Source organism: Paenibacillus oralis, assembly GCF_003863965.1.
In the GTDB taxonomy this organism is placed as follows: Bacteria; Bacillota; Bacilli; order Paenibacillales; family Paenibacillaceae; genus Fontibacillus; species Fontibacillus oralis.
Genome location: NZ_RRCN01000001.1, coordinates 1,165,697 through 1,187,395 on the forward strand (window position 1 = coordinate 1,165,697; position 21,699 = coordinate 1,187,395).

Annotated in this window: 18 protein-coding genes; 9 read left to right on the forward strand and 9 right to left on the reverse strand. The window is 53.8% G+C overall.

Annotated features, from left to right (window positions below):
* Window positions 1-127 precede the first annotated feature (127 nt).
* Both EHV15_RS05585 and EHV15_RS05590 read right to left on the reverse strand, forming a co-directional pair.
* Window positions 128-946, reverse strand: coding sequence for a winged helix-turn-helix domain-containing protein (locus tag EHV15_RS05585; protein WP_246061334.1), 819 nt, complete (start codon window positions 944-946; stop codon window positions 128-130).
* Complete coding sequence (locus EHV15_RS05590; RefSeq protein ID WP_128630374.1) at window positions 922-1,317, reverse strand: Fur family transcriptional regulator; 396 nt, start codon at window positions 1,315-1,317, stop codon at window positions 922-924. The genes EHV15_RS05585 and EHV15_RS05590 overlap by 25 nt, the downstream gene beginning before the upstream one ends.
* A gap of 143 nt (window positions 1,318-1,460) precedes the next feature.
* Here EHV15_RS05590 and EHV15_RS05595 point away from each other — a divergent pair, with 143 nt between their 5' ends.
* The 6 genes from EHV15_RS05595 to EHV15_RS05620 all read left to right on the forward strand — a co-directional run bounded on the left by EHV15_RS05595 (window position 1,461) and on the right by EHV15_RS05620 (window position 8,408).
* Window positions 1,461-3,029 (forward strand): FAD-dependent oxidoreductase, encoded by a 1,569-nt coding sequence (locus EHV15_RS05595; protein WP_128630375.1) that lies wholly within the window; start codon window positions 1,461-1,463, stop codon window positions 3,027-3,029.
* Window positions 3,030-3,421: 392 nt separating this feature from the next.
* On the forward strand, window positions 3,422-3,748 hold the full coding sequence (locus EHV15_RS05600) for a PadR family transcriptional regulator (protein ID WP_128630376.1): 327 nt from the start codon (window positions 3,422-3,424) through the stop codon (window positions 3,746-3,748).
* Entirely contained in the window at window positions 3,745-4,416 is a 672-nt protein-coding gene (locus tag EHV15_RS05605; RefSeq protein ID WP_128630377.1) for a DUF1700 domain-containing protein, read from the forward strand. Before EHV15_RS05600 ends, EHV15_RS05605 begins: the two co-directional genes overlap by 4 nt.
* Window positions 4,413-5,369 (forward strand): DUF4097 family beta strand repeat-containing protein, encoded by a 957-nt coding sequence (locus tag EHV15_RS05610; RefSeq protein ID WP_128630378.1) that lies wholly within the window; start codon window positions 4,413-4,415, stop codon window positions 5,367-5,369. The genes EHV15_RS05605 and EHV15_RS05610 overlap by 4 nt, the downstream gene beginning before the upstream one ends.
* Before the next feature lie 329 nt (window positions 5,370-5,698).
* Window positions 5,699-7,726 carry a ribosomal protection-like ABC-F family protein gene (gene abc-f / locus EHV15_RS05615; RefSeq protein ID WP_128630379.1) on the forward strand — a complete coding sequence of 676 codons (2,028 nt, stop codon included), beginning with the start codon at window positions 5,699-5,701 and terminating at the stop codon, window positions 7,724-7,726.
* Between the two features lie 16 nt (window positions 7,727-7,742).
* Window positions 7,743-8,408: a DNA-3-methyladenine glycosylase family protein gene (locus EHV15_RS05620; protein ID WP_128630380.1), complete on the forward strand. Its 666-nt coding sequence runs from the start codon at window positions 7,743-7,745 to the stop codon at window positions 8,406-8,408.
* A 105-nt stretch (window positions 8,409-8,513) separates the two neighbouring features.
* On the opposite strand, the gene EHV15_RS05625 is transcribed toward EHV15_RS05620, so the two are convergent.
* From EHV15_RS05625 to EHV15_RS05650, 6 genes are all read right to left on the reverse strand, one after another.
* Window positions 8,514-8,966, reverse strand: coding sequence for a V4R domain-containing protein (locus EHV15_RS05625; RefSeq protein WP_128630381.1), 453 nt, complete (start codon window positions 8,964-8,966; stop codon window positions 8,514-8,516).
* 203 nt (window positions 8,967-9,169) lie between these two features.
* Window positions 9,170-9,805 carry a beta-phosphoglucomutase gene (gene pgmB / locus EHV15_RS05630; protein ID WP_218571213.1) on the reverse strand — a complete coding sequence of 212 codons (636 nt, stop codon included), beginning with the start codon at window positions 9,803-9,805 and terminating at the stop codon, window positions 9,170-9,172.
* 51 nt (window positions 9,806-9,856) lie between these two features.
* On the reverse strand, window positions 9,857-11,572 hold the full coding sequence (locus tag EHV15_RS05635) for a glycoside hydrolase family 3 protein (RefSeq protein WP_342773956.1): 1,716 nt from the start codon (window positions 11,570-11,572) through the stop codon (window positions 9,857-9,859).
* 27 nt (window positions 11,573-11,599) lie between these two features.
* Window positions 11,600-12,958 (reverse strand): MFS transporter, encoded by a 1,359-nt coding sequence (locus tag EHV15_RS05640; RefSeq protein ID WP_128630383.1) that lies wholly within the window; start codon window positions 12,956-12,958, stop codon window positions 11,600-11,602.
* A gap of 17 nt (window positions 12,959-12,975) precedes the next feature.
* Complete coding sequence (locus EHV15_RS05645; protein WP_128630384.1) at window positions 12,976-14,742, reverse strand: sulfatase; 1,767 nt, start codon at window positions 14,740-14,742, stop codon at window positions 12,976-12,978.
* Window positions 14,743-14,969: 227 nt separating this feature from the next.
* Window positions 14,970-15,557, reverse strand: a complete 588-nt coding sequence (locus EHV15_RS05650) for a TetR/AcrR family transcriptional regulator (protein ID WP_178075774.1) — start codon at window positions 15,555-15,557, stop codon at window positions 14,970-14,972.
* A gap of 242 nt (window positions 15,558-15,799) precedes the next feature.
* Between EHV15_RS05650 and EHV15_RS05655 the strand changes: the two genes are divergently transcribed.
* The 3 genes from EHV15_RS05655 (at window position 15,800) to EHV15_RS05665 (ending at window position 19,927) form a co-directional block, all read left to right on the forward strand.
* Window positions 15,800-17,476: a sensor histidine kinase gene (locus EHV15_RS05655; protein WP_178075775.1), complete on the forward strand. Its 1,677-nt coding sequence runs from the start codon at window positions 15,800-15,802 to the stop codon at window positions 17,474-17,476.
* A gap of 351 nt (window positions 17,477-17,827) precedes the next feature.
* A complete protein-coding gene (locus tag EHV15_RS05660) occupies window positions 17,828-18,553 on the forward strand; it encodes a LytR/AlgR family response regulator transcription factor (RefSeq protein ID WP_128630386.1) in 726 nt (241 codons plus the stop codon).
* Between the two features lie 120 nt (window positions 18,554-18,673).
* A complete protein-coding gene (locus tag EHV15_RS05665) occupies window positions 18,674-19,927 on the forward strand; it encodes an L-lactate MFS transporter (RefSeq protein WP_128630387.1) in 1,254 nt (417 codons plus the stop codon).
* A 704-nt stretch (window positions 19,928-20,631) separates the two neighbouring features.
* Here EHV15_RS05665 and EHV15_RS05670 read toward each other — a convergent pair.
* Window positions 20,632-21,699, reverse strand: a 1,068-nt coding sequence (locus EHV15_RS05670; RefSeq protein ID WP_246061335.1) for an IS256 family transposase, incomplete at its 5' end; no start/stop codon positions are given.

The window sequence follows — 21,699 nt, forward strand, 5'->3', positions numbered from 1 at the left end:
AATTTTCCGTTCCCGGGAGACCTCGGTCTCCTACTCCCTTATTATAGCCCCCACGGATAGAAGCACAAGCCGCGAAAAAAGGACCGCCCACCCAAAACATGGATGAACGGTCCAATAAAACGGTAAGTTAATCGGCCAAGCGGTAACCGACGCCCCGCACGGTGGCGATATACGTCGAGTTGGCGGCCCGGTCGCCCAGCTTTTTGCGCAGGCTCTTGATGTGAACATCGACCACGTTGCTGCCGCCGAGAAACGATGTTCCCCACACTTCCGCCAGCAGCTCCTCGCGGGACAGAACTCCACCCTCTTGCTCCAGCAGTTTGATCAGCAGCTCGTATTCCGTTTTCGTCAGCTCGATTTGCGCGCCGTTCCGGTAAACGGCCATCTTCTTGCGGTCGATCCACAAATCCTTGAAGATCGCCGGAGAGCTGCCGGGAAGCAGCCGCGTGGCAACCTTGCGCGCGCCGCTGCTTTGGATAATCCGCTGCGCGCGGTAGACGATCTCCATCGGGCGCGCGGGCAGCACCAGCAGCTCCTGATTCATCAGCCCTTGATCCAGCCGCGACAGCATCGATTCTTTGATCAGCAGGAGGGAAGGAATGTCCCCGGATTCCTGCTGGACTACGGACCTGATTGCCGCAGACTCCTCGCCTTCCTTATAAGAGGTCAAATCGAAAATCAGCAAATCCGCAGTCATCGCATTGCGAATCCCTTGCTCCCAGTGATGGAACACCAGGACGTCAAAGCAGCCTTCCGACAAATCCCGCACCAGCTCATGAACATCGCTGGGGAAGGGGCTGATCAGAATGACCCGCTGGGTAATCGGGCAAACCTCCCGCCCCATCGTCCCTTCCTCCTCATGAACCGCGGCCTCCAGGCCGGAAGGTCTGCGGAACGGCGTTACTGTACTCGCGATCTCTTTCAGTTTGGCTTCTTCTGCTGACACGATGGACACACCCCCCCGAATACGACATGAGCATGATGAACATCATACCCCGTTTCTTTGGCAACGGTCTTGCTCCATTCCTCAGGCAACCCGGACATCACTTCATCAACGCGCCCGCATACTTCGCACAGGATATGCTGGTGGTCATCCATCTTGGCGTCGTAACGGCTGGCGGACTCCCCCAGTTTCAATTCGCGGATCAATTCCTTTTCGGTCAAATAACGCAGCGAATTGTATACCGTGCCGTAGGCGAAGTTATAACCCTGCTCCACGAGACGGTTCATAACCTCGGCCGCCGTCGGGTGATCGTTCGCGTTGCGCACGACATCATACACCGCTTTGCGCTGGGTCGTCAGATTTAAAGTTTTCATCTATTATCAATCCCTGTTGTTTTTATTTTTAGAATTAGTATAAGTCTTATTTTAGTTCCAGTCAAATCCTAATTTATTCGTTTCTAACCAGCCGGTGATGGAAATAATGAAACCATACTTACGAACCCAAGGAGGAACAAGGCATGTCAAACCATACTTCCCCAACCGGCGCATTGCCGCAGTTGCCGGAATCCATGTGGCGAAAAACGACCGCTCTGCCTGCCTTTGAACCATTGAAAAACGATATCGAAACCGATGTGCTCATTGCGGGGGCCGGCATTGTCGGCATTACGACCGCCTATTTGCTGGTCCAAGCCGGATTGAAGGTGGCCGTTATCGACGCCGGAAAAATTCTCGACGGGACGACCGGGTATACGACAGCAAAAATCACGGCCCAGCACGCGCTGATTTACGACAAGCTGCTGAACCATTTCGGCAAGGATGGAGCCCGCCTGTATTACGAGGCGAACGAGGAAGCGCTTGGCTTTATTGCGGACACGATTAAAACGCGGAAAATCGACTGTCAATTCCGCCGCGAAGATGCTTATCTGTACGCCGATTCGGATGAGCAGCTGCAGAAGCTGGAAGCCGAATGGAAGGCATACAAGGAGCTTGATTTGCCTGCCGAATGGCTTGATTCCCTGTCCTTGCCGCTGTCCGCCAAAGGGGCGATCGTGCTGAAAAACCAGGCCCAGTTCCATCCGCTCCATTACTTGCGCGATCTGGCCGAGTTCGTGGCTGAGAACGGCGGTACTTTTTATGAGAACACCACCATGAGAGATCCAGCCGAAGATTTGGAAGACGGCCGGCTCAAGCTGTCCTCCGAAGACGGGCATACGGTCATCTGCCGCCACGCCGTTTCCGCCTCCCACTTTCCGTTCATCGACGGCAAAGGCTTGTATTTCGCCCGGCTCTACTCCGAGCGTTCCTACGCGGTCGCTTTCGAGCCCGAGCAGCCGTATCCCGGAGGCATGTACATCAACTGCGGAAACCCTAAACGCTCGCTGCGCTCCGCCGAACTGAACGGCAAAACGGTGGTGATCGCCGGCGGAGAATCGCACAAAACCGGGAAAAACGACTGCACGATCAAATGCTACGAGGCGCTGGCGGAATTCGGGCAGTCGGTGTTAGGCGTCAAATCTATCCCTTACCGCTGGTCGACGCAGGATTTGGTCACGATGGACGACGTGCCTTATATCGGCCGCCTCACGGAAGATCGCCGCAACATTTATGTAGCGACCGGCTTTGCCAAATGGGGCATGACCAGCAGCACGGTGTCCGCGCACCTGATCCGGGACCTGATTTTGGACAAAGAAAACCGGTACGAGCGTTTGTTTACCCCTTCACGTTTTAAGGCCGACCCCGCGATCAAAAATTTGGTCCGGCAAAACGCCGATGTGGCCAATGAGTGGGTGAGCGGCAAAGTCGAGCTCGTCCACCTGAAGCCCGAGGATCTCGTTCCCGGCCAGGGCGCCGTCGTCAAGCACAACGGCAAAAGAGCTGGCGCGTACCGCGATGACGACGGCCTGCTCTATCTGGTGGACACAACGTGCACGCACATGGGCTGCGAGGTCAAATGGAACGAAGCGGAACGCTCGTGGGACTGCCCTTGTCACGGCTCGCGATTCGACTATAAGGGCGCGGTGATCGAGGGTCCGGCAACCAAGGATTTGCCCCGGCTGCACCGGCAGCCCGAACAAATGAAAAGCTAGGATGGCGCCGCATCCGCTAAGGACCCTGCTTCTCAACCCGGAAGAAGGACCTCGGCGGATGTCTATTTTTTATCCACTACCTTGCTTTGTTCAGTACTGTATGATATTATGCTTTCAGCGATACTGATTATTGTTCAGTAGTGTGAGAACTATTATAAATGCGTGTTCAAAAAGGCCGGTTTTCAGCACCGAGAAGGTTGGATGAAGCTAGGGACGTCAGGAGCGGAGCGTACGTTTTGGGTACGTGAGCACCTGAAATGTTTCCGTAGGAAACATGCTTCGGAAGCATATTCTTGGCCCGGCTGAATTCAAGATTCGATGCCGGGTTACTTCTTGATTCACTTCGTGATCAAAACCGGACTTTTTGAACTACCTCTAAAGGAGAACACCGTATGGACATCAGCATCCAATTTAAGAAAGGCGCATTGGAGCTTTGCGTGCTTGTTCTTATCCAGCAGCGGGACCGTTACGGATACGAGCTCGCCCAGTCCGTTTCCAAGCATATCGAAGTGGCCGAAGGGGCGCTTTATCCTCTGCTGCGAAGACTGGTCCATGAAGGCTACTGTACGACATATCTGCAGGAATCCACCGGCGGCCCGCCGCGCAAATATTACAAGCTGACGCCTGAAGGTGAAATTTATACGAACAGGCTGGTGGTCGAGTGGAAACAGTTCGTTCGGAGCGTATCTACATTAATCGAGAAAGGAAGCCATTTATGAATAAAAATGAATTTATAGCGCTTCTTAGAGCCCATCTCTCCGTCCTGCCGCCGGAAGAACAAAACGAATTGCTGGAAGACTACGAAGCTCATTTCGAATTCGGCCTGCAGAGCGGAAAAACGGAGGAAGAAATCGTACTGGAACTGGGCGAACCGGCGGAGCTGGCCAAGGAGGCTCTCGGAAACCGTTACATCCCCCAAGATCATGTGTATTGGTACGGACCTGATCCGGCGGGCCGCGCCGGGGCGCCCGAGCCCAACCACGTCGCTCCCGCGGAACCCGATCGTCCGGCAAAAGACGCGCCCGGCTACGCCGGGCCGGGCTTGACGGCCGCCAAGCGCCGCGGGACATTTGCCGGCGTAATGGTGTATATCGGACTCTTTTTTTTAAACCTTATCGTCGTTCCGCTGCTTCTGTCCTTATGGTCGGCATTTGCCGGTTTTGCGGCCATCGCGCTGGGCGGGATTATCAGCCCGCTCGCCCTCGGGCTGGAATTTGCGGTGCATCACCAGTTTAACCTGGGGAAGCTTTTTATGGCTGTCGCCTGCATTGGCGTCGGCATCCTGCTGGCGGTCGGTTCACGTAATTTATTTATCGGATTGCGGCGCCTTAGCATCGGTTATTGGAATTGGAACATACGAATGGCAAAAGGGAGGAATGAAGCGTGAACAGCAAAAAATGGACGCTGGTTGGATTGTTTTTGATTGTGGTCGGGCTGGCCGGCATGGCCTACCAGCGGTTTGACTTCGGCGAGAAGCTTCCCGCCTACCAGCAAAAATGGACCTTCGGCGAAGGCGAGCTGGAGAATCTGCACATTGAAGGCGATTATGACGTAGACCTGGAGTTTATCGACAGCCCGGACGGGGCTAGTTATATCGAGGCCAGCGGCAACATGAAGCAGGAAGCGATCGATAAAATAAAATCAGCCGCGCTTTCCGGCCAAACGCTTAAGCTGGAATTTCAGGACCCATGGGACTGGTCCTTCTTCAGCATCAATTTTCAATCGACCAAACAGCATATTACCGTGGCTTTAGCCAAAGACAGCGGACTAAAGGAGATCAGCTACAAGTCGGGCGACGGAAACGGCAGCTTCACCGGCCTAAAAGCTGAAAATATCGAGCTTTCCGTTTCCTCGGGCACCATCCGTGCCGACGCCATTCAAGCGGAAAACCTAAAGCTTACGACCAGCGACGGGAATATTACCGCCGAGCGGGTTCAGGTCCAAGGGAGTGCGGAAATCAAGCTAACCTCCGGAAACATCAAAATCGATGAGCTGCAGGGAGCTTTGACGGCAAAAGCGACTTCCGGGAATATTACGGCAAGCGGTGTGAAAGGCCCCGTCGAGGCTTCGCTGAGTTCCGGGAACATCAAATTTACCGATTTCACGGGGAACGGCAAATTCAAAGCGACCTCCGGCAACGTCACGCTGGAGAATCAACGCTCGGACAGCCTGGACATCGCCGTGCAATCCGGCAACGTAAAACTGTCCGCAGACCCGCAGTTCCGGGGAGTTTACGACCTTAAGACGAGATCCGGCAGCATCACGGCCCCCGAATCGCCGCAGCAAACGGTAGACATCGTCAAGGTGCGGGCAACGTCCGGCGATATCCGGATTCGGTAACCCCCTTGATTTTTCAGTTCATTAATCATATAATTCACATAACTAACATTTAAGGAGGTGGGTAGAGTGGATTGCAAGTTTGCATGGAGTCGAATTAGCCAACTGCCGCTGGCAATGTTTGGCAATGTTCATGGTGCAGCCTTTTACGGGATAAGTGTGTCCATTTTCAAGAATTCGATATCCATACCAAATTGCGAAATGCCGCTCCTACCTTAACCTCACGTTCAAGCGTGCGAACCGAAGGCAGCAGGATTTCCTGCTGCCTTCTTTTTTTGGAAATCCGGGCTTAAGGCAGCGGACGGCATGGGACGAAGGAGATTAATTTACCCATGATGATCCAATGTCAAAATATACAGAAATATTACGGCGCCGAACTGGTGCTGAGCGATGTTACGTTTGAAATCAAAACGGGCGAGACCGTCGGCCTGATCGGCCGCAACGGCACGGGCAAAACGACCTTGATGAAGCTGTTGACGGGCAAAGAACATCCCGACCGCGGACAGCTGCATATCCGCAAAAATGCCCGCATCGGCGCGCTGGCGCAGATTCCCGATTATCAGAATGGGGAAACCGTTCGCGGCGTGCTGCTGGAGGCTTTTGCCGAGCTGCGCCTGATGCAGGCGGAAATGAAGCGGCTCGAGGCGGAGATGTCCGCGGCCGGGGCTGATTCGGGGGCTGCAGGCAGCATGGACGGCCTGCTCCGCCGATATGGCGAGCTGCAGGAGTCCTTCGAACGCGGAGGCGGCTATGAAATCGATGCCTCCATCGACCGGGTGGCCGGCGGACTGGGAATTCCCGCGGAGCAGTTTTCGCGTCCCTTCTCTTCCCTCTCCGGCGGCGAGAAAACCAAGGTGGGGCTGGCGGTCATTCTGCTGCAGCAGCCGGATTTGCTGCTTCTCGATGAACCGACGAACCATCTGGACATGGCCGCGATCGAATGGCTGGAAACGTACATCCGGACTTTTGCCGGAACCGTCGTCATTATTTCCCACGACCGTTATTTTCTCGATGCGGTGGCGGATAAAATCATCGAGCTGGAGGATGGCGAAGCCTTCACCTACCATGGGAACTATAGCACGTACAAAGAGGAAAAAGAGCGCCGATTGCTTCAGCAATTTGCCGACTATCAGGAACAGCAGAAGAAGATCAAAAAAATGCAGGAAACGATCAAGCAGCTGATCGAGTGGGGCAACCGTTCCAATCCGCCGAACCCTTCGTTCCACCGGCGCGCCGCTTCGATGCAAAAAGCGCTGGACCGCATGGTGAAGCTGAAACGGCCAATCCTGGAGCGCAAAAAGATCGACCTCCAGCTGCAGCAGGCCGACCGGTCCGGCAATGACGCGGTGGTGCTGCGCGAGGTCGGCTGTGTTCGGGGAGTCCGGCGGTTGTATTCCGGGCTGACGCACACGCTGCGGTACGGCGAAGCCGCGGTCCTTATCGGACCGAATGGGACCGGCAAAAGCACCTTGCTCAAAAACGTGCTCGGCCTCGAACCGCCGGAGGAGGGGGAAGCCCGTCTCGGCGCCCGGATCGACGCCGGTTATCTGGCCCAGCAGTCGGCCCCGGCCGATCACGAGGAAACGGTGCTGCAGTTTTTCCGCGACGAGATCGGCATCGAAACCGGGGAGGCCCGCCATCAACTGGCCCGGTTCCTGTTCTACGGCGCCGACGTGTTCAAGAAGGTGCGCAGCCTCTCGGGCGGGGAATGGACCCGGCTGCGGCTGGCCGTGCTTATGCACCGCAAGCCGAATTTGCTTGTACTCGACGAGCCGACCAACCATCTGGACATCGACTCGCGCGAAGCGTTGGAGGAAGCGTTGGAAGAGTATGCGGGCACCCTGCTCGTCGTCTCGCATGACCGCTACTTTATCAACAAAGTAGCGGGCCAGATCTGGGCGCTGGAGGGCGGCCGCATGAGCGTCACTCTCGGCAACTATGAGGATTACCGGGAGGAATTGTCCCGCAGCTCGGACGCCGCGGGGGTTCGCTTCGAAAGCACGAGTTGGGCTTCCGCTTCGGTTCAGGCCGCGGGGATGACCCCCGCCATTCCCGCCCATGCGGACGCCGCGGGCCAGACAGTAACCAAAGCCGCCGATCATGCGGGAGGATCTGCGGAGGGAGCGGCTAAAACCGTCCGCAAGCCCCGGGCAAACCCGGCTTACCTGCGCAAGCTGGAAGCCGATATTGCCACCGCAGAAGCTGAACTGGCGGCGATTGATAACACCATGCTCGACCCGGAGACGGCCTGCGACGCTTCGCGTTTAATCGCGTTGCAGCAGGAGCGGGATGGGCTGCAGCTACGTCTCGACGAGATGATGGAGGAGTATTTTGCCTTGCTTGAAGAATCCGCCGAATAAAAGGAGAGCGATCACGATGAATCCCCCCAAATTCCAGCTTCATTCTGAAGACCCCCGTGTCCGGGCGCTGGCCGCCGCCGACCCGCGGATGGGGCGCCTGACGGCGCTGATCGGCGGCTTGGCAACCAAACCGCAGGGACCTCTCTTTGCCGAGCTGGCCCGCTCCATCATCAGCCAGCAAATTTCCGTCAAGGCGGCGGCGACTATTCGCGGCCGGGTCATCGAGCTTGCCGGGGAGTTGTCCCCGGCCGCTCTCTCGGCGCAATCGGACGCCGACCTGCGGACCGCCGGACTCTCCGCCTCCAAGGTCGCTTATATCCGCGATTTATGCGGCAAAGTTCTATCCGGCGAACTCCGGCTGGAAAAGCTGGAGGAAATGAGCGATGAAGACGTCGCAGATGCGCTCGTATCCGTCAAAGGCATCGGCAAATGGTCGGCGGAAATGTTCCTGATCTTTGCCTTGGGCCGGGAAGACATCGTGTCGTTCGGCGATGCCGGTTTGCAGCGGGCCGCCAAATGGCTTTACGCCATGGAGGACCGGGACGACCGCAAATATTTGCAGCAGGTGGCCGCGCCATGGTCCCCTTACGGATCGATCGCTTCCCTGTACTTATGGGAAGCGATTAATCAGGGGCATGTCGATTCCGGCGAAACCTTTGAAGAGCGCTGTAAACGCCTATGATTCCGTTACCGTTGCCGGCCTGCTAAACGGTGATACAGGGGCGAGCGCTTGCGGAATTACTCCCGATCCCGGTGCTCACCCCTGTCGCCTGCAGCACCTGTCGCCTCATCCATAAATCCTGATCTCATATTCGCAGTGCTCGTCGCCCGATACGTTGCATTTGGTCTCCCGGACGCTCACCTTGCAGTTCAGTATGCGGCCGAGCGCCCCTTCCAGAATCGCCCCTTCCAAGTCGCATACCTTTTTCTCTTCGATCACAGGCAGCCCTTTGCAGAAACAATCGTCTACCGCAATCCGGATCAGCCGCTCATCCCGCTGCAAAACGCGGGGCAGCCCTATTTGCAGCTTGGCGAACAACTCCAGCAATTCCTCCAACGTCCCCACCGGCAGGCTCTCGCCGATTTTGCGGCCGATTGATGCCGTCGTTCCTTTGCCTTCCAATGGCAGCCCCTGCTGCATGCCGATCAAGCGGATCGCCCGAAACAACTCCAGCGGCACCTGGTCTCCCAAACGGACGCGATCAATCCGCTGCAAATCCTCAAATGTAAAGCTTGTCATCGTCCATTCCTCTTTTCCTCGTTAATTTAGATATTGTTAATTTATCACTAGCATGAGTTCGCTTCCTTGATTGAGATCAAAAACGGCAGGGAACATTTAAAAAAAGCGCGAATCACAGGAATCATGCACTTCATGCACTTCATGCACTCCTGCCCTCGCGCTTTTTCATCGTCTTATGAACCAGGCTCCCCGCCCCTGCCCCTTTAAACCAGAGCTAAAATCTCTTGTATGGAAGCCAAGGAATAATCGGCATCCGCACATTTTCTTGCGTCTCCAACCGCCGCCGCTTTCATGTTGCCGCGTTTGGCCGCGACAATTCCCGCCTCCGCATCCTCCACTACGAGGCATGCCGCAGGCTCTGCGCCGAGCATCCGGGCCGCCAGCACAAACACCTCGGGATCCGGCTTGCTGCGAGCAATTTCGTTCCCATCGGCTACCGCATCAAAAACCCCCTCCAGACCGACGCGCTGCAAAATGAGCGGAGCGTTTTTGCTGGACGAACCGATCGCCAGCTTGCAACCTTTCTCCCGAAGAACGGGAAGTGTTTCGGCCACCCCCGGCAGCAAATCCTTCCCGGATAACTTCTCAAGCAAGCCCCGATAGATCTCGTTTTTCCGCTCGGCAAGCTCGAGTTTTTCTGCTTGTGAATAATTTTTAACGGCCTTTTCCAAGATGATCTCAAGGCTTTCTATGCGGCTAACTCCACGCAGCCGATGGTTGATTGCCTCGTTAAACTCAATCCCCTCTTGTTCGGCAATTTGCGCCCACGCCAGATAATGATAATGATCGGTCGAAACGATTACACCGTCCAAATCAAAGATAATCGCCTGATAAGTCACGCTAATCAATCCCTCCATATTCCTGGATATGCCTGCATGAAATGTCCAGCCTTACAGCCTCGTATCCCACATTCCGCAGAAGGCGTCCACCGGGCTGGTTCCTTTGAATTCCGACCGCCCCATCAGTTTGTCGACGACAGCCTGCAGGACGTGATCATTGGAATTATAGGCATTGATATAAGTGCGGACTCGCGGGGCATCCAACAGATGGTATGGATTTTCGACGGAAATGAAAATTGTTGGAATGGATGTCATAAACGTCGGCACGTTGGCGCCCATCGGCTGCTTCCACTCAATGCGGACGACCGTCTGGTTGCTCTTGGTGACCATGTTGGCCACATAGACGATGAGATCGTATTTGCCGAGAACCGCGCTTTGCGACGTCAGCATCCCCTCCGTTCCCGGAATGGCTTCGAACGTATCCACCTCAAAACCCTCCCGGATCAGCAGTTCTTTGAACTGCTCGCAGGCCCCTGTGCGAGCCGAGTAGGCATAGCCTTGCTGGGATTCAATGTCGTAGAAGAGGACCCGCTTATATTTGTCCGGATGAATCGGCAGAACACCATCTTCCTCTTTGACGATCGTGACGGCTTTATCCGCGCATTCTACGGCCCATTGCCGGTGTTCCTCGGCTCCAAGCACCTTCATCGCCGCTTCCAAAGACGGCGAAAGGCTGCCCGCCGCTTGCTTCTTATGCAATTGCAGCGCCGCTTTTAAGCCCAGGATACGGGTCACCGCCTCGTTGAGACGCTGCTCGGTGATTACGCCGTCCTCGATCCCTTTTTTCATATAACCGAAATCCTCTTCCAGACTGCGGCTGAACAAAAACATATCGCACCCCGCGGCAATCGCCTGCGGAACGGCTTGAGACCTCGGCATGGAGATCATCATTCCGGCCATGGTCGAGGCATCGGTCACGACGAGGCCATTGAAGCCCAATTGTTCCTTGAGCAGTTTCGTGACCAGTTCATACGACAGGGAGGCGGGCAGTATATCTTTATCGGCCAGCGTTGGATTCAATTTTCGGCTGTACGCTGGCTGTAAAATATGCCCCACCATCACCGTCATCGCCCCGGCATCGATACAAGCTTTATAAACAGTGCCGTAAGTTGCGTCCCATTCCTCGCAAGACAACGAGTTGATGCTCTCGACCAAATGCTGATCCCGCTCATCGACGCCGTCCCCGGGAAAATGCTTGATGGAAGCGGCAACCCCGTTTTCCTGCACCCCTTTCACATACTGAATGCCCATCCGCCGTACGCGGTCGGGATCGGAGCCAAATGTGCGCGTATTGGTAATCGGATTGCGGAAGTTGTAATCGATGTCGATGATCGGTGCAAACGACCAGTTGCAGCCTACCGCCGATCCTTCCCGGCCGCACACCACACCGAGCTTATAAGCCATTTCGTCGTCGCCGGTTGCAGCCACCTGCATCACCGAGCCGATCGTGGTGCCTTCCTCGACAATGCCGGAGCCGCCTTTTTCCAGATTTGCGGCAATCAGCATCGGGATTTTGGCATGCCGCTGCAACGTTTGCACCGCGCGCACCGTTTCTTTTGCGGCCATGGGGCGGCACATCAGGCCGCCGGCCTTATAATGCAGCGCGATATCCTGCAAATATTGCTCATCGCTGGAGTAGCCGATCAAACAAAACAATTGCCCGATTTTCTCCTCCAGGGACATTCCCGCTATAGTTTCCGTCACCCAAGCGATATCTTCATCATTCAAATCGTATGGTTTCTCTCTAAGGTTTACCAAAATTATCACTCCTTGTGTTAAATCCGAGCGTGTATCTTATTTCGCTGGACGATTGTCGATTTCGGCCCGGAACTCGATCAGTTTCTTTTTCGTGATGTTATAAGGCAGCATAATCAAAATCCCCAGCGCGAAGATGATGGCCGGTATCCAGGAGTTGAGCCAAAGTATACCTTGCTGCGACATGGCCGATTGGGCCTGATCGGGCACATAACCTATAAAGGCCAGGCCAAGCCCCAACAGCCATCCCCCGAGCGCCATCCCCGTTTTTTGAAAGAAAACGGATACAGCAAAGGACAAACCTTGCAAACGTCTTCCGGTTCTCCATTCCCCGTAATCTACGCTGTCGGCGATCATCGAAAAGATCAGAATCATGGCGAATCCGGTGCCTAATCCATATAAAAACTTCAGGGCAAAGATAAGAACAATGTTGTCGTAAGGGACAAAGTACAGCAAGGCCGAAGCCAGTCCGCTCATTAAGAAACCCGCAATGACGAACGTCTTCTTCTCCAGTTTCTTGGCCAATAAACTCACCAGCGGAACGGCGAGAATCGCGGCGATCGTGCCGGTAAACATCAAGCTGGAAATCAATTGCGCTTGCCCTACATTGTATCTCATGTAGTAAATGGAAGCCGGATTGGACACCGCGGACATGATCGAAATAATCAGAAATGAGGCGGCAATGCATAACAATTGATTGTTTTTGACCATGCCGATGACTTGCTCTTTAAGCGTTAAACGATGTTTCTCCTCCTTTTTGGCCGTTTCCACATGAGCATACCGCACCGTGCTTCTGAACGCGATGTAAATGGAAATCAAAGCGATGGCTGCATAGATCACGGCCGTATAGAAGAAGCCCGCCTTTGGCGTTACAAACAGATGAACGATCGGCAACGTGAAGGTGGTGGCCAGCACTTGCGATATTTTACTGACAAACGTTTTGGTCGAGAGCAGATGAGTGCGGGAGTCCGGATCAAACGTCATGGATCCGCCCATGCTCAAATAAGGAATGTTGCCCGCCGAATAAGCCAAATCGAACAGGATATAGGCGACGGCCGCGTAGACGACAAGTTGGGTGCCTTCCAGAAAATCAGGAACCGTAAAGGTTAATACGGCCGTTATCGCTACCGGAAACATCGTCCATAAAACATAGGCTCTGTACCTGCCGTGTTTCGAACGAGTCTTGTCGGAAAGCGAGCCTATAACGGGACCAAACACGGCGTCGATCAAACGGGCGATCAAAAAGATCGTGCCCGCGGCCGCGGCGCCGATTCCCATCACATCGGTATAAAAATACATCAGGTACGTCGTCATGGTCATAAACAGCAGCATGTACCCAAACGCGCCGAAAGAATATAACGTCATATCTTTGACCGGAATCTTACCGTTAAAGTCCATATATTTTGCTCCTCATCTCAATTTGACTGTTTGGCGAACATCCGAACGGCCCTTTGCATGGATTTTCCAAGCGGACCGAATTGCTCCGTAAACAGGATCATGTGCTGCTCTGTGATATCTTTAATTTGCTCTTGCTTGAGATAATGGATGAAGCTTTCTTTCACGAAAGACCGTCTAGCAAGAGGGACTGGCCTGAACATCGCCAAGTAAGCCATGGCCGCTTCCGGTGTCCACGTCTCTCCTATGCCCAAGTCAATCCGGAACCACTGCTCCCGCTCTTTCGCTTGCCGTTTAAGCTTCTCCCCCGTGATCTCTTCGCCTTCCCCAAAACCCAAGCGGGCGAATTGTTCAGCCGGCGCATCCGACTCCTTCATTAAGCGGATCATAAGATTGCTCAACTGCACCTCAAGCGCATCATCCTGCAGATTGGTTTGTTGGCTGGGGTCCTTTTCCAAATCAAACAACATATGCCCATATAAAAAAGGGTTAAATACAGTGGAAGCCTCTATCTGCAGCACCTTGCATCCTTTCGTAAAGGGAAGCGGCTCCGCAAGTTCCATGGTTTGCAACTCCTCCACGCCAAACAGCTTGTGCATATGAGCAGGCATCAAAGTGTATTCGTACAATGGCGCATTGTCCGGATGGATCGGAGCCCGCATATAAAAATAACGGCCATCGGTCACATTGACATGCCCGCCGTGTATGCCGAATAAAGCGGCTTCGCGGATTTCGGCGCCGGCTCCTATGACCGGTCCAAGCGGCTGCCCTTGCATCTTCTCCGGGATTTTTACATCAAAAAAATCCAACAGCGTAGGCGCGAGATCGATGGTTTGCACGAGCGCGTCCGTCCGCACATTTCGTTTCTTATGGCGCGGATCCCAAACAAACAGCGGAAGATGAACAATCTCGTTGTAAAAAGGCTGGACGTTTTTCCCCCACCATTGTTTTTCCCCCAACAGGAACCCATGATCGGTGTTGACGATCAGCAGGGTATCTTCCCATAAATTGTACCTATCGAACGCATCAAGCACCTTTCCCAAATAGGCATCGCACATCGTTACCAGGGAAGCGTATTCATAGATAACGTGCCGGACTTCCTCTGGTTGTTCCGTCACTTTACCGTAATCCGGCCAGTCGAAATGCCGGCCTTCATAGGCATGGGGATAAAAATCCTTGTACTTATCGGGTGTAAAAAACGGTTCATGCGGATCAAACGCTTCGAGCTGCAAAAACCACCGGTCTTCGTCTTTGTTGCTCTCAATGAATTCCAGCCCTTGGCGGAACGTCCGGGCCAGCGGGTGTTTGGATTCGGTATCCATGTACTGGCGGTTAACCCAGTCCTGCCGCCATAAATCGCCCATCTTGGCACCGTTTACACTTTCCGGGATAACGGGGTCCTTCACCTGCCCTTTCCAGTGGTCGCCTTCTTGCCCTCTAACGAATTCCCATGTATTGTACCGGGCATGGTAAGTTGCCCCTCCATCTTCGAAATAATGGGTGTGGTCCGTAACCAGATGGGTGTACACTCCGTTGTTCTTGAGCAGCTCCGGCATGGAATCATCGAAAGGTTCAAGCGGTCCCCAACTCCGGTGCAAGAAATTATACCTGCCGGTATGAAGCTCTCTTCTGGCCGGTACGCAGGGCAAGCTTCCGGCATAACATCTGTCAAATGTGACGGAACGCTCCGCAAGCCTCTCAAAGTTGGGAGCCTGCACCCAATCGCATCCATAAGCAGGCAGCATATGCCGATTCAATGAATCAAACATCACCATAACGGCTTTCATACGATATCCTCCAATCCATACCCAAAAGCAATTTCTCTTTATAAAAGCTCGCGATCGCGGCGTTAACACACTGTTTATCTGTATTTACACTGTGTTAATGCTGATTCAAAAATACCATGTCAGCGTTTTCTTGTCCAGATATTTTTTCTGCCATTTTTTTCCCACAAAAAAATCCGCGATGCTCTGATGAAACATCAGAGTCGCGGTTTATCGCTATGGTTCGTTTTTTAGTCACGCGGCGCCGTATATTCTTTAATCATCCCGAATAATTCGGCCATCACGGCGTCGGGTTCGGTGCCCCGCATCATTTTTAACATTTTGCCGCGGATCGCAATTTTCTGCGCCATGTTCATTAATGAAAATTGGATCATTTCAGCGGTCATCGGGATGGAAAGGTCACTGCGCATCGAGCCGTCACGCGCGCCTTCCTCAAGAATGCTGGTCATCAATAGCTGCCCTTTTTTCAACAGCTCCTTATATTTCGCCTCTTGCTCCGGCGCAGGATGATACTCGCGAAAGAGAAGATCAAAGAAGGCCGTAAATCTAAAAATATCGGGATTAGTATGCAAAATCTCTGCAAAAGATGCAAAATACAACTGCAATTTATGAGCTCCGTCCCCCCCTTTGTCAATCTGCTGAAGATGATTGCGATGCAGCTCGGACAGTACCTTGCAGTGGACATCAAAGGCAATTTCGTGCAGAGAATTATAGTACTTATATAAAGTAACGCGGCTGATTCCGGCCCGGGCACCGATTTCTTTCATCGTGATCTGAGTAATATCCTTCTCCAAAAAAAGCTGCAGCGCAGCTTCCATAATGTTATCTTGCCGGCTATTCCGGTGATCGTTCAAAGATTGTTCCCATACGGTTTCTTTCATAGCTTACCTCCACTTGCAATCGGTGGTTACACACGTAAGAATGGCATTTATCATTATATCATACCATGATCGAGATCAAGAAAACGCGGTTATAAATGTGATATACATCACGAAATATCGCGCATATCCTTGATAGTGTAAAAATAGGATCTTCCCGATTCCGGGTGGAGGGATGAATAATGCAACACACTTTATTTATTTTGCTGCAGTTGCTCGAGCGGGCGGCGCTGCTGCAAATGTGTTTGTTCGTGCTGACCCGCCTGCCCCGCTTCAAGGAGCTTTTTCAGAAGAAAGAATACAGCCGTCAGGAGCTGGCGCTGGCAACGGCCATTTTCAGCCTGTTCGCCATCTTCGGAACCTACAGCGGCATCCATGTTGAAGGCTCGCTGGTCAATGTGCGGATTATCGCCATTATGGCGGGAGGCATACTCTTCGGTCCGGCGGTCGGCCTGATCACCGGGCTCCTGTCGGGCGCGCACCGCTTCTTGATCGACATCGGCGGGGTGACCTCGCTGCCCTGCCTCATAACGAGCATTATCGCGGGCGCCGTGTCGAGCATCATATACATCCGCACGCCAGCGAAGCGGAAATGGGTGGTCGGCATCGCCGCCGGCATGGGCTGTGAAGCGCTGACGATGCTGCTGATCCTCTGGATGGCAGAGCCGTATTCGCTGGGGCTGAACATCGTTTCGCAGATCGCCCTGCCGATGATTGCCAGCCAGGTCTGCGTAGGATTGATCGTGATGCTGGTGCAGAGCGTGGAAGGGGAGAAGGAGCGGATCGCCGCCCGGCAGGCCAAGCTGGCGCTCGATATCGCCAACAAGACGCTGCCTTATTTTCGCTCCATCACGCCCGAATCGCTGCGGACGATCTGCCGCATCATCCAGGCCGAAATCGCCGCGGACGCCGTGGCGCTCACCGATACCCGGTATATTCTCGCTTACGTGGGCTTGGGCGAGGAACATTATGCGAAGCGGCATGAAATTGTAAGCGATGAGACGAAGATTTCGCTGGCCAGCGGGGAAATTACGATTCGCAATAACGAGGCCGCCCATATCGACCCCCGGATCAAGTCGCAGATCATTATTCCGCTCAAGGAAAAGGGGGACGTGACAGGAGCGCTGAAAATTTATTACGCCAAGGCGCATAAAATCACCTACTCGCTGCAGGCGATGGCGGTTGGGCTGTCGCAGATGATCTCCACGCTGATGGAGGTATCGCGCATTGAGGATCTTAAGCAGATGGCCAACAAGGCCGAGCTCAAGGCGCTGCAGACGCGCATTCACCCGCATTTCCTGTTCAACGCGCTCAACGCGATCGCTTCCTCCATCCGGATCGACCCGGAAAAGGCGCGCGAACTGATCGTCAATTTGTCCGGATACTTGCGCTACAATCTGGAGCTGACGGACGAGATGATCGATCTCAGCAAGGAACTGCAGCAGGTGCGGCAGTATGTGGAGATCGAGCAGGCCCGTTTCGGCAGCCGGCTGGAGGTGCGCTACGATATCGACGATACGCAGGTGCGAATTCCGAGTCTGATCATCCAGCCGCTGGTGGAGAATGCGATCGTCCACGGAATCTTGAAGGGAAAAGGCAAGGGTACGGTCACGATATCGGTCAAAGACCGCGGAGACACCGTGCGTATCGGCATTGTCGACACGGGCGCCGGCATCGGGCCGGAGACGATACGGAAGGTATACGAAGGCTCCATGGAAGAGAACCGGATCGGGCTCTACAATGTGCACCGCCGGGTAAAGCTGATCTACGGGGAAGGCTTGGAAATTCATAGGCTGGACAAAGGAACGGCGATCTATTTTAACCTCAAGAAGGAGATCTCATCAATTACTCATGACTAAAGTCACGAGCTTGTAACTGCCCGGAAGTGCATGCGGCAAAAAGTCTTCTCCTTAACATGGCCTTACTATAGGCAGGTTGACATCTGCCCAATTGTATAGGTATACCTTATACAATCCCTTCAGTGATGTACTTCATTCCAATACGCTGAAGGTTCATGGCGGCAACTCGATCATCACTTGAGCTATACCCGCATTCTTTACATTTGAAGTGATGCTTCTTCTTGTCCCGGTTCCCTTTGTTTTTACGGCCGCACTTCAATATTTTGAAGGGAGGAAGTAAAGGAATATAGCTTGTCAGTGAGGCGTAAATTCCTCTTATGACTAAAATCTCAAGTATCCTTTACGTTATCGATGAAAGCGATCATCATCGAAGATGAAGAACTGGCCCGCCGGGAGTTGGCTTACTTGATCGAGCGCTACAGCGCGATTGCGGTCGAAGCCTGTTTCGAGGACGGGCTGGAGGCGTTGAAGTTCTTGCAAAACCGGGAGGTTGATGTACTGTTTCTGGATATCAATATTCCCTCGATTGACGGCTTGCTGTTGGCTCAGACGATCAGCAAATTTTCCGCCAGACCTTTTATCGTGTTCACTACGGCGTACAAGGAGCATGCCGCGGATGCGTTCGAACTAGAGGCCTTTGATTATATTCTCAAGCCTTACAGCGAGTCGCGGATTCAGAATATGCTGGGCAAATTGGAGGCGGCCCACACAGCGCGAAGCGGAGGCACGGGAGAAGGAAGCGGCGCCTTCGGCAAGATCAATCTGTGGAAAAACGAAAAAATTATTGTCGTGGAAATCGACGACATTTATTATGCGGCCGCCCGGGAGAAGAGCACCAGCGTGATGACGAAGAGCGGGGAATACACGATGGCGCTCAGCATCAGCGACTTCCAGGCACGTCTGCCGCAAGAGCATTTTTTTCGCTGTCACCGCTCCTACATCGTTAATCTCGGCAAAATCAAGGAAATTATTCCGTGGTTCAACAATACCTATTTGCTGCGGCTGCGCGATCTGGACTTTGAAGTGCCGGTCAGCCGCGGTAAAGCGAAGGAATTCCGGCAGCTCATGCGTCTGTAGCCGCAATTCATTCCGTATTCGCGTCATTTCGTTCCCGTTCCCGTCAAGCGCTGCGCGTATTCGTTTACAATAAGGGTGCAGAGAGCTCTTGCGGAATCGAGAGAGAAAGAAGGAATGGCGATGAACGGCAAATCCGGAAAGCGGTGGCCGATCGTATTGGGCACCATTATTATGCAGATGGGTCTCGGCACCATCTATACCTGGAGTCTGTTTAACCAGCCATTGGCGAACAAATTCGGGTGGGATCTTGGCTCCGTTTCCACAACCTTCTCCATCACAAGTTTCGCGCTCGCCTTGGCCACATTGTTTGCGGGCAAGCTGCAGGACCGCTTCGGTCTGCGCAGGCTGACGATGGCGGCAGGCATTTTGTTGGGGCTCGGCCTGATGTTAAGCTCGCAGGCAAGTTCCCTTCCGATGCTGTACCTGCTCGCCGGCGTGGTGGTTGGCTTTGCGGATGGAACGGCTTATATCACCTCACTGTCCAATCTGCTGAAATGGTTCCCCGGCCGCAAAGGTCTCATCTCCGGCGTTTCCGTCGGGGCTTACGGCACGGGCAGCCTGCTGTTCAAGTATGTCAACGGCGCTTTGCTTGAAACTGCCGGCGTTTCCGGAGCTTTTCTTTATTGGGGTTTGATCGTCATGGCGCTGATTGCCACCGGCGCTTTGCTGGTGCGCGAGGCGCAGCATTCGCCCGCCGTCCCGGCAGCCGAATCGCGCTCGTACGGCGCGGACAAGGCCGCAGGTATGGAGCCGCGCAATTACACCGTGGGTGAAATGCTGCGTACGAAAGAGGCCTACATGCTGTTCGCGATCTTTTTTACCGCCTGTATGAGCGGGCTTTATCTGATCGGCATCGTGAAGGACATCGGCATTCAGCTTGCCGGGCTTAACGAGGCCGCCGCGGCCAACGCGGTCGCGTTGATCGCTTTGTTCAACACGTCGGGCAGGCTGGTGCTGGGCGCGCTGTCCGATAAGATAAGCCGGCTGGGCCTGATCGGCGGAGCGCTGGCGGTAACGGCGGCGGCGGTGTTCACCCTGAGCTTCGCTGAGCTGAATTACGGTCTGTTCTTCGCCTGCGTGGCGGCTATCGCCTTTTGCTTCGGCGGCAATATCACGATCTTTCCGGCGATCGTCGGCGACTTCTTCGGCCTGGCCAACCACAGCAAAAATTACGGCCTCATCTATCAAGGCTTCGGCATCGGCGCGCTATCCGGCTCGTTCATCGCCGTGATGCTGGGCGGCTTCAAGCCGGCGTTCATCGTCATCGGCCTGCTCTGCCTGGCCGCGGTCGTCATCGCGGCGTTCATAAAACCGCCTGTGGAAAACACGAAGAAAAAGGGGCTGCACCTAAAGCCTTTCAGGTCCGCAGCTTAAATATAGAGGTAGTTCAAAAAGTCATCTTCCCAGAACGAAGTGGATCATGAAGCGGATTCACGTCGAATCTTGAATTCAGCCGAGCCAAGCATATGCTTCCGAAGCATGTTTCCTACGGAAACATTTCTGTTGCTCACGTACCCAAAACGTACGCTCCGCTCCTTACGTCTCTAGCTTCATCCGACCTAAAGCGTTTTGAAAAAACGCACATCGTAAGCATACGCTTCGGTCCTGATAACCTAACTTTTTCAACACGCACTAATAAAAAGCCGGTACGCACTGCTTTGCGGTGCGCCCGGCTTTTGCTAGTAGAATGATCCGGAAATCATATGGCTTATCTACGGACGGGGGCCATGGATCACTTTGTTTTATATTAGTCTTGTGCTCAGTATCGTCCCCATAAAATAGCGGAACTTTAGGGTCTTATTTTCCAATTTGAGCCTATTTATCACCAATAGCGGAACTTTAGGGTCTTATTTTTTGATGAACAGGTCGAAAGGCGGCCTTTCGCGGTAGCGTCAAGAGTTTTGTGTAATTATCTTTTAGGGTTCGAAGTAGGGTATCCATTGGGGCAATGGATATCATTGGTTTTCAAGCTTCAGGGGGGATCCCCCCTGAAAAATTTCCTTTTTATTTCCAGTTGTCAAAGTGTCCTTGTTATCTATGCTTTGTGTGCCACACCTGGCTAACGCGACTGCATCGGCTCAGGCCTGGGGATATTTTTCGTCAAACATTTTTTTGAGCGCTTGCTGGGTTTTTGCATCCGCGAATCCACGCAACACCCGGCTGCTCCAGCGTTCGTTATAGGAGAGGGCCTCTAGATAAATAATTTTCTCCGCTGCATCCATGTTCGTCAAACTGTTCATGGGCCGCAGCCGCTTGCGGATTTCCTTGTTTGTTCGCTCGATGGGGTTCGAGGTGTAAATGGCATAGTGGATCATCGTTGGGAAATCGTAAAAGCGAAGGAGGACCGGTAACTCGTTCTCCCACGACGCGAGCTCCTTCGGATAGATCTTGCCCCACTTGGCTTGCACGAGGTCGAAATTGGCCATGGCGACATCGCGATCCATGGCACTGTAAATCGTCTTCATGTCCGTCACGAAATCCGCTTTGTCCTTATCACGGATTTTCGGTAGCGTATTGCGCATTTTATGAGTGACGCAACGCTGGACGCCGGCCTGCGGATACGTTTCCCGGAAGGCCTCCTCCAGTCCCGCTAAGCCATCGAATACGCCCAGCAGCACCTCGTGCACGCCACGTTTGTAGAGGTCTCGCAGGACATCCCTCCACCCGTTGGCGCTTTCTTTGCCGCCAAGGCTGAAGCTAAGGATCTCACGGTGTCCGGCCTCATCGACACCCATGGCAATATAAATGACTTCGCTGGCGACGGACTGACGCTTGAGCTTCACGTACATCCCGTCCAGATAGATGACCGCATAACGCTTGGCCAGCGGTCGAGCCTGCCAGGCCGCAACGTCTTCCAGCACCGTGCTCGTGATGTTGCTCACGGTCGTCGGCGAGTACTGGGCGCCAAACATTTTTTCAATGAAGGCGGCGATGTCTCTTGTGCTCATCCCGCCCTTGTACATGTGAATGACCGTGTCCTCTAGCCAAGCTTCCCGCCGCTGGTAGGGCGCGAACAGTTCCGTCTGAAAGTCGCCTTGGCGATCCCGCGGCACTTGCAGATCCGGAATCACCCCGTGTCGGGTTTCCCAGTTCCTGCTGTAATATCCGTTGCGGCTGTTTGCCACTTCCGGGTGCTCTACTTGTAA